The following is a 12542-nucleotide window of genomic DNA, read 5'->3' as shown; positions in this document are numbered from 1 at the left end:
GAGAATCACCCCATGGCCCCGACCTCCGCGCCGACACACACCCGCGCGCGCCTCCTCGCGATCGCCGCGTACACGCTCCTGCCCCTCGCCGGCGTGCTCGCGCTCGGCTGGGACTGGCGCGAGGTGATCATCCTCTACTGGCTGGAGAACCTGACGCTCGGCGCCGCGATGGTGATCCGCCTGCTGCGCACGCGCAGCGACCCCGGACCCGAGCCGATGATCATCAACGACCGCCGCGTCGCCCAGACCCCGAAGACGATCGGCTGGCTCGCGCGCTTCTTCGTCCTCCACTACGGCCTGTTCACCCTCGTCCACGGCGTCTTCGTGTTCCTCATCGCCGCGGGCGTCTTCAGCGGCTTTTCGACGACGACCAGCACCACCAACACGGCAGCCGCCGTGGCCGCCGAGACCGGCCTCGCCGGGGTCGATGGGCCGGGCATCCTCATCATCTGGATCATCGCCGGCATCGCCCAGCTCCTGATCGCCGCCCGCGGCCCCCTGCCCGCCCAGCGCGGCACCGCCCTCATGATGAGCGCCTACCCGCGCATCATCGTGCTGCATCTGGGAGTCATCGGCGGCGCGATTCTCATCGCCGAATCCGGCTGGCCGCCCATCGCGGCCGTCCTCCTGATCGCGCTGCACGGCATGGTCGACGCATTCGGGTGGATGCTCAGCGCACGCCGCGCGAACCGCCCCGGCTCGAGGCCCACCATGTCGGTGCGCCTCGGCTGAGGTTCGCGCGCACCGTCGCGCACCCCGCACCGCACTCCGCACCGCAGCGAACCCTGTCCCGCACCCGACGCCCACCGACCCCGAATAGGATTGACCGCATGGCGCGCGCAGAACTCATGGACTTCGACAAGGCACTCGAGATGTTCGAGCCGGTGCTCGGCTTCGAGGTGCACGTCGAGCTTTCCACCCGCACGAAGATGTTCTCCGACGCCCCCAACCCGGCCCTGAGCGACAACAACATCACCGACCCCAACACGGCGATCACCCCCGTGTGCCTGGGCCTCCCCGGCAGCCTCCCGGTCGTCAATGAGCAGGCCGTGCAGTTCGCGATCTCGCTCGGCCTCGCGCTCGGCTGCCAGATCGCCCCGAGCAGCACGTTCAGCCGCAAGAACTACTTCTACCCGGATCTGGCGAAGAACTACCAGATCAGCCAGTACGACGAGCCGATCGCCTTCGAGGGCGAGGTCGAGGTGGAGCTGGAGGACGGCACGCTGGTCGCCATCCCGATCGAGCGCGCCCACATGGAGGAGGATGCCGGCAAGCTCACGCACGTGGGCGGCTCGACCGGCCGCATCCAGGGTGCAGAGTCTTCGCTCGTCGACTACAACCGCGCCGGCGTGCCGCTCGTGGAGATCGTGACGAAGCCGATCTACGGCGCCGAGCACCGCGCTCCGGAGATCGCGAAGGCGTACGTCAGCACGATCCGCGACATGGTGCGCGCGCTGGGCATCAGCGAGGCGCGCATGGAGCGGGGCAACCTGCGCTGCGATGCGAACGTGTCGCTGCGGCCGCGCGGGCAGGCCGAGCTGGGCATCCGCACGGAGACCAAGAATGTGAACTCGTTCCGCTCTGTGGAGCGGGCGGTGCGCTACGAGATTCAGCGCCAGGCGGCGATTCTGGCGAAGGGCGGCTCGATTCAGCAGGAGACCCGCCACTGGCACGAGGATACGGGCGTGACGTCGGCGGGCCGCGTGAAGAGCGACGCCGACGACTACCGCTACTTCCCTGAGCCGGACCTGCTGCCGGTCGTGCCGACGCAGGCCCTGATCGATTCTTTGCGGGATGCCCTGCCGGAGCCCCCCGCGGCCCGACGCCGCCGCCTGAAGGAGGAGTGGGGTTTCACCGATCTGGAGTTCCGCGACGTCGTGAACAGCGGCCTGCTCGTGGAGGTCACCGACACGGTCGCGGCGGGCGCGTCACCGCAGCAGGCCCGCAAGTGGTGGACGGGCGAGATCGCCCGCATCGCGAACGCTCGGGATGCTGAACCGGCGTCGCTCATCACCGCAGCCCACGTGGCCGAGATCGTGCAGCTCGTCGAGTCGGGTGCGCTCACCGACCGACTGGCGCGGCAGGCGCTGGAGGGTGTCATCGAGGGGGAGGGCACTCCCGCCGAGGTGGTGGAGTCGCGCGGTCTGGAGGTCGTCTCGGACGACGGTGCTCTCATCGCCGCGGTCGATGCGGCGCTCGCGCAGCAGCCCGACGTGCTGGAGAAGATCCGCGACAGCAAGGTGCAGGCCGCCGGAGCCGTCATCGGCGCCGTCATGAAGTCGATGGGCGGCAAGGCTGATGCGGCTCGCGTGCGCGAGTTGGTGCTGGAGCGGGCGCATGCTTCGAGCTAACTCAGCCCATGTTCTTGCAATGGCCGCAGCGAGGGTAGCCACCAGTCCCGGAGAGCCTGTTGCTGGCTGGGATCTGCTGGCCGCTTGGACAGTTGCTGTGGTCGTGGTAAACGTCCGGGTCGGACGGGTGGCTTGAGTGATAGGCCGTGGTCTTCATGGATTCTCCTTCTGTTGGTGATCGAGCGCTCTGCCCGACATTAGGAGCGTGCCTCGGAGCACCGACATTGAGAGAGTGACAAGTCAGGTACTTGCACTGCTCCCTGAGCAGAACTCGATACGGTTACCCACATGGATCTGACTCACTCCTACATGAACGCGTTTTCTGAGCAGCTTCTCGGGAAGTACACCTGGCTCGAAACACGCAATGCGGCGGCGATTATGGGTGCGAGCAACCCAGCCCTGCTTACGGACCTCTCGGATGTGTTGTCAGAGTTCTTCCTCTACGACACGGACATCCTGGTTGCAGGGGGCAATCGTGGGCCGATCGCGATTCGACTCGACACTGCTTTCTTCGAACGAGGCTGGAGTGCAGTTCGCGTCAACACCGAGTTCAGGCTTGTGGGGCAGAAGAAGAAGGCCTTGACCAGCCGGGCCTACGAGGAGAATTTTCTCGCGACCACCGTGAGTAACGACGGCTTCGAGGTAGACAACATGAAGGGCCGGGTGGCCATTGATGTTGAGTGGAACGCTAAAGACGGGAATCTTGACCGTGACCTCGCTGCTTATCGGGCACTCTACGACTTGGGCCTGATTGATCTGGGCGTGATCATCACGAGGGATCACCAAGGAATACGCGATCTGGCTGGTCAGGAGCTCGGCAGTGAGGACGCCTTTAGGCGGCTAGGCACCACAACCACCACCAACATGATCAAGCTTGAGCCGCGAATCACTCGTGGAGACGCTGGTGGGTGCCCAATCTTGGCAATCGGGATCACGAAATCAACCTGGGCGGGACTTGGAGTTGTTGCACCGCCGGTCGATGCCGCGGTCGAACTGGCCGACATGGGCCACGACGTACCCGACTGAGCAGAAGGTTCAACGTGGATCGGCGATGCGGCGATACGCAGTCGGGGGCCTGAACTAGAGTCAAGCATCATGGCCACGCCGCTCCGAGCAGACACACTTTCTGCGCTCCCTGACCCACTGCCCGTCGTCGAAGGCGGCTTTCAGACCGTACTGGCTGACCCGCCTTGGAGGTTCGCCAACCGCACTGGGAAGGTCGCCCCTGAGCACCGGCGGCTAGACCGTTACGACACGATGGACTTGGAAGGGATCAAGCAGATCCCCGTCGATTCCCACGCGGCGACGAATTCACACCTCTACCTTTGGGTTCCCAATGCTCTACTTCCTGAAGGTCTTGCAGTGATGGAATCGTGGGGTTATCGATACGTCTCGAACATCGTCTGGGCAAAGCGGCGCGCTGACGGCGGCCCGGACGGCAGGGGCGTCGGTTTCTACTTCCGTAATGTGACCGAACTGATTCTGTTCGGAGTCAAGGGGCGCATGCGAACACTTCCTCCGGGCCGTTCTCAGGTGAACATGTTGGAGACGCGGAAACGAGAACATTCGCGAAAACCAGACGAACAGTATGACCTCATCGAGGCATGTTCTCCCGGACCGTACTTGGAGTTGTTCGCCCGACACCCTAGGCCCGGGTGGCATGCGTGGGGAGACGAAGCGTCAACCGATGAAGTTCGCGGTCAAGCTCACAAGGGCTACCAGGGTGGACCAATCGCACGAAAAGTGGTCACAGCGTAGGACGATCCTGCGGCCTCATTGGCTGGCGTCGCCGCCTCACGATTGATTGAAGTTTCGCCGAAGTCAGGTTCTGCGTTCCCGAATCTGCGGCGTGACGAGTGCGCGTCGCTCATCAGACTCGCCGCCGTGGCTGCGCTCGCGGGACTCATCGGGTCGGGATCAATCAACGACGGACTCTCCAATTAGAAGTTTGCGGGCGTCAATGCGCGGGAGGGCAGGCCAGCCGAGACGCGAACCTCATCGCTGCTGTCGATGTGGCAGTCGTGCAGAGATCCAACGTGCTGGAGAAGATCTGCCGCGGAAAGGTGCACATCGCCGGCGTCGTGATCCGCCCCGCCATGATGTCAATGGGTGGCGAGGCTGATGCGGCGCGTGCGGGACCTGGTGCTGGAGCGGACGCAGGGTGGGTCGACTCGCGTGCCTGCCTCAGCGGTCTACGTGCCCTCGATGTCGGGCAACGGTTCGAGGTGGTTCGCTAGATGTGTCAGTCTGAGTTTATCGACTGCGTATCGCTGGAGGCTCAGCGGGTAGAACGAATTCGCTGGGTCAAGCAACTCAGTCGGTTTCCCGAGCCTCTCGACTGGCGTCAACGACATGATGGCGTTCAACAAAGACACGCTGTCCCGTAGGCCGCATGCAAACAAGTTCGAAGGGCGCATGAAGAGGAAGTCTTCGGTACGGATCACACCACCGATTTCCACTCGTCGCGCTTCACGAAGCGACTCGGGGTGTCGACTCGGTTCGAAGACAAACTTCGACCAACCCGCGGCGTCGAGAGCGTCGAGCAGCTCGTCGTGAGCGCCTCGCTCGAAGATAAGCAAAACATCATCATTCCCGCCATCATCCCTGGTCGTACCAGCTTGAGCTGGATCGGGCATCTGCTTGTGGATTGTGTTTCGCACTCGACTGATGGCGTCAAGAGATCGATCGCTGATCGTTCCGTCAGCGAACAATTCGGCGAGTTCAGGGGCGAGGCCTGCAATAGAGTTCAAGAAAGGCGGCTTGTTCCAGCCAATGGCCTGTCCCCTGAGCTTCACGCCGGTGACGGCGGCTGTCACTTGAGCGAGAGCGTCGAACGCCCCCATCAAGTGAACGAAGGCGAGCGTAACCAGCTCAAGCAATTCATCGCCCACCTCGGTTTCAGGCGGTCCCAGAGTGGTTTTTCTAGCACGCTCACTGAGCAGGAGCGCGCGAGAAAGTCGACGAAGTGCCGACGACGCGAGGCTCGCCGGGCTACCCGGCTTTTGCCCGTGCGGAACAACATGTGACCAGTAGCGATTCCACTCGGGCAGTAGCCCGAGAGAGGCGGCGTGCACGATTTCGTTCTCCGGTACAAACATCACGCGAGTGCCGTATAGCGGGTTGTGGCGATTTACATCAGCGAACGGGGGCTTGCCAAAGGTTGGATAAACCCCGCCGAGCATGGGCACCGACGCGTCGACGACTCCATAGCGGCGCTTCATGCAACTTCCGATCTGTAAAACGCGGACCGCGTCGATTCACCTGTCACAGACATTGACAAACCAACGCCCTGATTCTAGTTTCCGGCTAGGCGTCGCAACGACTCGGCCTTCAGCCACCCGGCTCGACATCGCGGGACGGGGTTCGGCTGGCGACCTCGATGCGGGGGTCGAGGGAAACGGCACGAGCAGCACCTACTCCACGGAGCACGCGTCCAGTTACTCGCGGGTGTGCCGATCTACGCATACTCATGTGCCCTAGGGTTCTCGTACACCGCACCACAACCCATCGCGGGCCCGGGTCATGCCGACGTACAACTCCCGACGCTCGATCTCGCGGCGTTCGCGGGCCCCGTCGTCGAGCCCCTCGGCCGCGGGCGCGAGCAACTCCCCGGCCACGCGCCCGAGCAGCACGTGCTTGAACTCGAGACCCTTCGCCCGCTTGATCGTGCCGACCTTCACCAGCGACGCAGTCGACCCCGAGTAGGTCTTCAGCTCGACCACGCCGAACCCGGCTGCGCGCAGCGCGATGGCGAGAGCCTGGGCATCCCGATTCGTTGCCGTCAGCACGCCGATGTCGCCAGCATCCACCCCGTCAATCACGAGCGACCGCACCCGCGCGACGAGGGCGCGATCGTGCTCGGCCACCGAGGTGAACGACTCGAGCACGGGGGAGGGGCCGGTGCGGGGGACGGCGAGCGCGGCATCCGCTCGGCCCGGCCCGCCCTCGATGTCGACGAACTCGTCGCCCTCGACGATCGAAGAAGCGAACGACGCGATCTCGCGGGTGTTGCGGTAGTTGGTCGACATGACGACTCCGCGACCGGCGACCGAGATGCCCGCTTCAGAGAGCGAATAGCCGCCCGTGTAGATGGTCTGCTGGCCGTCGCCGATGAGCGTCAGGCCGTCGGGACGGTCGCCGACGAGGGCGTGCAGCATACGCAGCATGACGCACGACAGGTCTTGCGCCTCGTCGATCACGACGGCGCTGATGCCCTCGAGTGGGCGCTCGCGCAGGGACGCCTCGGTGTGCAGGATCACATCCTCGAAGTCGACGACTCCCGCCGCGCGCAGGTTCTGCTCGTACTGCAGGTACAACCGCCACACTTCGCGACGCTGGTCGACGCCCAGCCGTCGGCGCCGGCCGCTGCGCGCCAGGTCGGCGTACTGCTCGAAGCTGGTGAGCCCCCGACCCTTGATGACTTTGAGCAGCTCGTCCTGCCAGTACTTGCTGTTGGCGTCGACCGACCCGAGCGGACCGGTGCGGCCGACGACAGCCCACGCCCGGTTGAACGCCTGCGTCGCCTCGGGCAGCTTGAGCTCGACCCGGTGCCCGCGCTCGCGCAGCACCCGCAGGGCGAACTGGTGGATGCCCGTGAACTCGACCCGGTCGGCGACCTCCGGCGCGAGCCGCTGCAGCAGCGTCGAGAGCACGTCGGGCAGCGTGCGCACATACGTCGTCACGATGACGCGCCCCGTCGTACCGCGCGCCAGGTACGCCGCCCGGTGCAGCCCGACGACGGTCTTGCCCGTGCCGGCGGCCCCGCGAATCCTCGCCGGGCCCGAGAAGCTGCGTCGCACGAGCTTCGCCTGATCGGGGTGCAGAAAGGCCATCCACTCCTCGATCGGGGCGGCGAGCATCCCCGCCAGGAATGTGTCGGCCACCTCGTCGACCGTCAGCAGCGCCGGCTCGTCGATCACCGGGTCGGGCACGCTCAGGTCGAGTGGCGCTGGCTCCTCGCCGAGCGGCGGGAAGTGCGCCATGACCGAGCCCAGCACGGCATGCTGCTGGCGCTCCGTCAGGCGGCGCCCGAACCCGTTGATGAACGCGGATGCTCGCCTCTCGCCGACCACCACCAGGCCGCCCAGGCTCGAGAGCGCTACCGCATCCATCGCGGAACCGGCGAGCACCACGACCACGCGCACCTCACCCGGAGCGAGCCCCAGCTCGGCCAGCACCGCCTCGGTGCCCACCCCCACGTCGGCGAGCCCTGCCAAGTCGTCAGTGACGTCGGCCTGGCCGCGGAAGAGCCGCCCGCCCGCGACGGTCGCGCCCCTCCAGCCCTTCGTGTCGACGACGAAGACGCCGCCCGGCCCGACGAGCACGTGGTCGATCTGGCTGCGGCTGCCGCGCCGGGCGCCGGGCCAGCCGCGGTCGTGCAAGAACGTGAAGCCGCACGCGCTCAACGGCGCGAGCGTGCCCGCCACCTGCCGCTCGGTGCGGTGGGCGATCATCCAGCGTTGGGCGGCCTCGCGGGCCGCAGCCGCGCGCTCGTCATGGGCGTCGGCGAGCGCGACCAGTCGGTGGGCCTCGACGCCCGCCGACCTGCCTGCCTCGCTCATGCTGCCCCCAGTTGCCGGTCGGGACGCCACCGCGCTGAACCCGAGCCTCGCTCTAGTCTGTCGCCTCAAGCTCGGCAGCGGCACCCCCTGAGGTGGGGGCGCCTAGTACTCTCGCGGCACTCCGAGCAATTCCCGCGCCCGCGCGAGCGCGCCCTCGCGCTCCTCACCGCTCATGACGGCGAGCGGGTGCCGCAGGAGGCCGAGCGGTACGCCGACGGGCCCCGACGCGGAGTCGACCGCGAGGTTCAGGGTGGGCACGCGCAGCATGCCGTCGGTGATGGCGCCGAGCGCGGCATCCTCGATCTCGGAGGCGGCGAAGAAGCGCGCCTCGTCCTGGTGCTGCGGGTGGCTGTGCACGTGCACGCCGTGCGGCGTGACCTCGACGAGCTTCCAGCCCCAGAGTCCGCGCGGCGAGGCCTGCGCGCCGTCGACCGCCATGAGCCGTATGCCGGTCGTGCCGAAGCCGAACGTGGGGAAGAGCATCCGGTCAGGGCCCTCCGGCGGCACGGTCGACTCGAGGGCACGCAGGGTGCGCACCGCGTGCGCCGTGAAGGCGAGTACCACGAGCAGAATGACGACCGCCCCGATGCCCGCCATGTACACGAAGGCCGTGACGCCGTCGTTCGACAGCGTGCGGCCCAGCCGGTTCAGCACCGAGAGGACCGCGTAGACGATGCCCGCGGCAGCCAGAAGGCGCAGCCACGGCCACTGCGGCGCGTTGATCTTCGGGTCGGAGAGCGCGGGGTGCACGCTTCAGGATGGCACGCCTCGCGCGCACGGCGAGGCCATAGGGGTGCGCAGTAGCATGACCGCATGATCGAGCAGCTGCAGCGTCTCGCCCTCGCGGGCGGTGGCGCGCTGCTCGTCGCCCTCGCGCTCGGGCACGCCTCGCCGCTCGACACGGCCTCGGCGCTCGCCACGGGCGTGCTGCTCGCCGCGAGCCTCACCCTCCTCGCCCGCGCGGCTGTGCGGCCCGCCGCACACGTCGAGCTCGCCGTGGGCAGCCGCGCGCGGGCCCACCGCGAGTCGCTCGGCGAGCAGGCGCAGCCTGCGCATCCTCTGACGGCGGGGCGGCCCCTCGCGCGCGCTCCCGGCGCGGCCCTCCCGGCCGCCTGAGCGCAGACCCGCACCTGCCCTCACCACGCACCCCCGCTCGAGCTCTCTGAGCGCGAGGGATGCGGCGGCCCCACGCCCCCGCACACCCTCGACCGTTTCGGAGACCCCTCATGGACATCACCACCTGGCCCCTCATCGGGCCCCTCGTGCAGCTCGGCGCCGCCGGCCTGCACGAGCTCGTCGACCTGCTCGAGCCCCTCGCCGGGGCGGGCGCCGCGGCCCTCGCCGTCGTGCTCATCACCCTCGTCGTGCGTGCGCTGCTCATCCCGTTGGATGTGCGCATGGTGCGCGCCGAGGGTGCCCGTCGCCGGCTCGCCCCCGCCCTCGCCGCCCTGCGCACCCGATGGAAGAAGAAGCCGGAGGAGCTGCAGCGCCGCACCATGGAGCTGTACCGCGACGCGGGCGTCTCGCCCGTCGCCGGATTCGGGTCGATGCTCGCGCAAGCGCCGATCGTCTCGCTGCTCTACCTCGTGCTCGCCAGCCCGGCGATCGCGGGGGAGCCCAACCCGCTGCGCGTCGAAGAGCTGCTCGGTGTCGGCTTCGGTGAGGCTCTCGGTCTCGCCGTCGTCACGGGCGGGGCGGGCGCGATCGTTCTCACGGCATCGGCCATCGTGCTGCTGACCCTGTCGGGGCTGCTGCAACGGCGTGCCATGCGGATGCTCCAGCAGGGTCTGCCCACCCCCGAGATTCCCGCCGCCGTCGCGCCGATGCTCGGCATCCTGCCGTTCATCGCCATCATCCCGGCCCTCATCGTGCCGTTCGGCGCCGCGATCTACCTCGCGATCAGCAGCCTGTGGAGCGCGCTCGAGCGGCCCGTGCTGCGCCGCGTGCTGTGGGGCGAGGGGGAGTGGACGCCCGACGCGTGACGGTGCCGGAGGGCAGACTGGTCGCATGGCCATCGCGTACGACTTCACCGCCGAGCTCTGGGAGTGGGAGGGCAAGGCCGCCTGGCACTTCGTGACCGTGCCGGTCGACGTGAGCGACGAGATCGCCGCCCGCATGGAGGGCTTCACGCGCGGCTTCGGCAGCGTGCGCGTGCGCGTGCGGGTCGGCGGCAGTCAGTGGGCGACGAGCGTCTTTCCCGACTCGAGCCTTGAGGCCTACATCCTGCCGATGAAGAAGGCCGTGCGCGAGGCCGAGAACCTCAGCGTGGGATCCGTGGCCCGCGTGCACCTCGAGCTCGTCGACGTGCGCCCATGAAGCCGCCGAGAACCGCCGCCGCGCGCCGCTGACCTCAGCAGAATGGCCTCATGAGCGAACCCGACACCGCTTCACCTGTCCGCCCGCGCGTGCTCCCGACCCGCTGGGTGCCCGACCTCTCCCGCCTCCTGCCCGCCGACCCCGCTACCTTCCACGGCCCGCGCCTCGCCACGTGGCTGCTCGCCGCCTACCTGCTGCTCGTCGCCGTGCGCTCGGTCATCCACCTCTTCGCGCCCGACGGCGGGGCGGGCTCGATCGCCTCCGTCGACCTGAGCGTGGAAGGCGCCGACAACATCGTCGCCATGTTCGGCCAGTGGGGCGCCATCCAGCTGCTGCTCGCCATCGTCATGATCGTGCTCGTCGCGCGCTACCGGGGGCTCGTGCCCTTCATGGCTCTCACGCTCGCCGTCGAGCCGGTGCTGCGCTTCGTCTCCGCGACCCTCAAGCCCCTCGAAACCCTCGGCACCGCGCCGGGCGCCGTGCTCAACGAGTACGCGGGGCTCATCATGCTCGCGGTGCTGTACCTCGCGCTGTGCCCCGCGCGGCGCGCGCACTGATCCGGTCGCGCTGATCTGGTCGCGCTGATCTGGTCGCACTGACGCTGGCAGACTGGGCGGCGTGACCGACGTCTACCTCTTTCGAGCCGTCAACGTCGGCGGTACTGCGAAGCTGCCGATGGCTGATCTGCGCGCTCTCGCGAGCGAGCTGGGTGCCACCGACGTGCGCACCTACATCGCCTCCGGCAACCTGCTGAGCACGCCGCCGGGCGACCCTGGCGCCTTCGCCGACGAGCTGCGCGCCGCCGTGCGGCTCAGGTACGGCTTCGACCGGGAGGTTCTGCACCGTACGCCCGCCCAGCTGCGGGATGCTCTGCTCGAGCATCCCCTCGACGTCGACGACCCCGCCCGCTCGTACGTGACGTTCCTCGACGCGGTGCCCGCCGCCGCGGCCGTCGACGCGGCGCAGGCCGTCGAGTCCGGTGACGACGAGTGGGCGGTCGTCGGCGACCACCTGCACGTGCGGTTCGCGCAGGGTGCAGGCAAGGCCACGCTCAGCACCGACCGGCTGCTGCGCGCCCTCGACGTCGTGGGCACGGCGCGCAACCTGCGCACCGTCGCGCAGCTGGAGACCCGGGCGGGCGAGGCGCCCTAGCTCGGCGCCGCTAGCCCTTCGCGGCCTTGCGGCGGGGCGCGGGCTGCTCGAGCTGCCAGTCGGGCTTGTCCCACGTCTTGACGATCGCCCACGCGGTCGCCGCGATCGGCACCGAGAGGACGGCGCCGACGATGCCGCCGAGAATCGTCCCAGCGCTCAACGCGAGCAGGATCACGAGCGGGTGCAGCTTGAGCGACTGCGCCATGACGACCGGCTGCAGCAGGTTGCCCTCGAGCTGATTGATGGCGATGACGACGATGACGACGACGAGCGCGACGAACGGGCTCACCGCGACGAGGGCGACGAGAGCCGCGAGAGCTCCCGCGACGGTCGCGCCGACGATGGGGATGAACGCGGCGATGAAGACGATGACCGCGAGGGGGAGCGCGAGCGGCACGCCCAGGATCCAGAGGGCCACGCCGATGCCGACCGCGTCGACGAGGGCGACGATCGAGGTGCCGCGGACGTAGCCGCCGAGCGTCGTGACCGCGGTGCGGCCGACGCGCTGACCGCGAGCCTGCTGCTTCGCCTTGAGCGGCTGCAGGAAGAACGCCCAGATCTTGTCGCCGTCCTTGAGGAAGAAGAACAGGATGACGAGGAAGAGCAGGAAGCCGGTGACGAACTCGCCGACCGCGACGGCGCCGGAGAGGGCGCCGGAGCCGAACTGGGCGCTCGTGACGAAGTCGATCGCCTGGTCGCTCAGCTCGTCGAAGTCGATCGTGTCGAGCGGCAGCGGCAGGCCCTGCACGAACTCGATGAGCTGATCGAAGCCCGTCTGCGCCTGCTCCCACAGCTCGGCCCACTGGCTGCGCACGGCGAAGACGATCGCGGTGACGATGCCGCCGAGGCTGAGCAGGGAGCCCAGCAGCGTGATCCACGCTGCGGCGAGGGCGGGCAGCCCGCGGGCGCGCATCCAGCGGATGACGGGGCTGAACGCCGCCGCGATGATGATCGCCAGCAGGAGCGGGATGACGGCGATGCGCAACTGCACCATCGCGTACACGATGAGCGCCGTGAGCGTGATGACGAGGAGGATCTGAAGGCTGCGCGTACTGAGAGCGCCCAGACGGTCGGTCCACATCTCGCGCAGCGACGTGCGGGGAGTCTCCTCTTCGGCGGTGGCGGTCTCGAGCTTGCGGCGGAAGATCATGCGGTGCGGTCC

13 protein-coding genes are annotated in these 12542 nt (G+C 68.0%); 9 read left to right on the top strand and 4 right to left on the bottom strand.

Annotation, left to right across the window (positions count from 1 at the left end):
* Window positions 1-12 precede the first annotated feature (12 nt).
* From IE160_RS09070 to IE160_RS09055, 4 genes are all read left to right on the top strand, one after another.
* Entirely contained in the window at window positions 13-732 is a 720-nt protein-coding gene (locus IE160_RS09070) for a DUF6498-containing protein (protein WP_191150881.1), read from the top strand.
* 98 nt (window positions 733-830) lie between these two features.
* The gene (gene gatB / locus IE160_RS09065; protein ID WP_191150880.1) at window positions 831-2351 is read left to right on the top strand and encodes an Asp-tRNA(Asn)/Glu-tRNA(Gln) amidotransferase subunit GatB; all 1521 of its coding nucleotides are present in this window, start codon (window positions 831-833) and stop codon (window positions 2349-2351) included.
* A gap of 288 nt (window positions 2352-2639) precedes the next feature.
* Window positions 2640-3377, top strand: coding sequence for a BglII/BstYI family type II restriction endonuclease (locus IE160_RS09060; protein WP_191150879.1), 738 nt, complete (start codon window positions 2640-2642; stop codon window positions 3375-3377).
* A gap of 69 nt (window positions 3378-3446) precedes the next feature.
* Entirely contained in the window at window positions 3447-4109 is a 663-nt protein-coding gene (locus IE160_RS09055; RefSeq protein ID WP_191150878.1) for an MT-A70 family methyltransferase, read from the top strand.
* A gap of 434 nt (window positions 4110-4543) precedes the next feature.
* Here IE160_RS09055 and IE160_RS09050 read toward each other — a convergent pair whose 3' ends face one another.
* The 3 genes from IE160_RS09050 to IE160_RS09040 form a co-directional block, all read right to left on the bottom strand.
* Window positions 4544-5572 (bottom strand): hypothetical protein, encoded by a 1029-nt coding sequence (locus tag IE160_RS09050; protein WP_191150877.1) that lies wholly within the window; start codon window positions 5570-5572, stop codon window positions 4544-4546.
* Window positions 5573-5827: 255 nt separating this feature from the next.
* Window positions 5828-7912 (bottom strand): nuclease-related domain-containing DEAD/DEAH box helicase, encoded by a 2085-nt coding sequence (locus tag IE160_RS09045; RefSeq protein ID WP_191150876.1) that lies wholly within the window; start codon window positions 7910-7912, stop codon window positions 5828-5830.
* Window positions 7913-8014: 102 nt separating this feature from the next.
* Window positions 8015-8662: a hypothetical protein gene (locus IE160_RS09040; RefSeq protein WP_191150875.1), complete on the bottom strand. Its 648-nt coding sequence runs from the start codon at window positions 8660-8662 to the stop codon at window positions 8015-8017.
* Between the two features lie 63 nt (window positions 8663-8725).
* Between IE160_RS09040 and IE160_RS09035 the strand changes: the two genes are divergently transcribed.
* From IE160_RS09035 to IE160_RS09015, 5 genes are all read left to right on the top strand, one after another.
* Window positions 8726-9028, top strand: coding sequence for a hypothetical protein (locus IE160_RS09035; protein ID WP_179872286.1), 303 nt, complete (start codon window positions 8726-8728; stop codon window positions 9026-9028).
* 110 nt (window positions 9029-9138) lie between these two features.
* Window positions 9139-9894 (top strand): YidC/Oxa1 family membrane protein insertase, encoded by a 756-nt coding sequence (locus IE160_RS09030; protein WP_191150874.1) that lies wholly within the window; start codon window positions 9139-9141, stop codon window positions 9892-9894.
* 25 nt (window positions 9895-9919) lie between these two features.
* Window positions 9920-10228: a DUF1905 domain-containing protein gene (locus IE160_RS09025; protein WP_191150873.1), complete on the top strand. Its 309-nt coding sequence runs from the start codon at window positions 9920-9922 to the stop codon at window positions 10226-10228.
* Between the two features lie 50 nt (window positions 10229-10278).
* Window positions 10279-10785: a hypothetical protein gene (locus IE160_RS09020; RefSeq protein WP_191150872.1), complete on the top strand. Its 507-nt coding sequence runs from the start codon at window positions 10279-10281 to the stop codon at window positions 10783-10785.
* Window positions 10786-10846: 61 nt separating this feature from the next.
* Window positions 10847-11380: a DUF1697 domain-containing protein gene (locus IE160_RS09015; RefSeq protein WP_224744431.1), complete on the top strand. Its 534-nt coding sequence runs from the start codon at window positions 10847-10849 to the stop codon at window positions 11378-11380.
* A 10-nt stretch (window positions 11381-11390) separates the two neighbouring features.
* Here the strand turns inward: IE160_RS09015 and IE160_RS09010 are convergent, their stop codons facing one another.
* Window positions 11391-12530: an AI-2E family transporter gene (locus IE160_RS09010; RefSeq protein WP_191150871.1), complete on the bottom strand. Its 1140-nt coding sequence runs from the start codon at window positions 12528-12530 to the stop codon at window positions 11391-11393.
* Window positions 12531-12542 lie beyond the last annotated feature (12 nt).

The sequence above is a fragment of the Chryseoglobus sp. 28M-23 genome, assembly GCF_014789785.1.
GTDB lineage: Bacteria > Actinomycetota > Actinomycetes > Actinomycetales > Microbacteriaceae > Microcella > Microcella indica.
Note: the sequence above shows the minus strand (reverse complement) of the source record. Positions and strands in the feature narration are given on the sequence as shown.

Excerpts from the sequence above, each read along its gene's own strand:
- IE160_RS09055 (WP_191150878.1), top strand. The coding sequence starts at position 3,447 with ATGGCCACGCCGCTCCGAGCAGACACACTTTCTGCGCTCCCTGACCCA.
- IE160_RS09030 (WP_191150874.1), top strand. The coding sequence starts at position 9,139 with ATGGACATCACCACCTGGCCCCTCATCGGGCCCCTCGTGCAGCTCGGC.
- IE160_RS09025 (WP_191150873.1), top strand. The coding sequence starts at position 9,920 with ATGGCCATCGCGTACGACTTCACCGCCGAGCTCTGGGAGTGGGAGGGC.
- IE160_RS09045 (WP_191150876.1), bottom strand. The coding sequence starts at position 7,912 with ATGAGCGAGGCAGGCAGGTCGGCGGGCGTCGAGGCCCACCGACTGGTC.
- IE160_RS09020 (WP_191150872.1), top strand. The coding sequence starts at position 10,279 with ATGAGCGAACCCGACACCGCTTCACCTGTCCGCCCGCGCGTGCTCCCG.
- IE160_RS09010 (WP_191150871.1), bottom strand. The coding sequence starts at position 12,530 with ATGATCTTCCGCCGCAAGCTCGAGACCGCCACCGCCGAAGAGGAGACT.
- IE160_RS09070 (WP_191150881.1), top strand. The coding sequence starts at position 13 with ATGGCCCCGACCTCCGCGCCGACACACACCCGCGCGCGCCTCCTCGCG.
- IE160_RS09050 (WP_191150877.1), bottom strand. The coding sequence starts at position 5,572 with ATGAAGCGCCGCTATGGAGTCGTCGACGCGTCGGTGCCCATGCTCGGC.
- IE160_RS09035 (WP_179872286.1), top strand. The coding sequence starts at position 8,726 with ATGATCGAGCAGCTGCAGCGTCTCGCCCTCGCGGGCGGTGGCGCGCTG.
- IE160_RS09060 (WP_191150879.1), top strand. The coding sequence starts at position 2,640 with ATGGATCTGACTCACTCCTACATGAACGCGTTTTCTGAGCAGCTTCTC.
- gatB (WP_191150880.1), top strand. The coding sequence starts at position 831 with ATGGCGCGCGCAGAACTCATGGACTTCGACAAGGCACTCGAGATGTTC.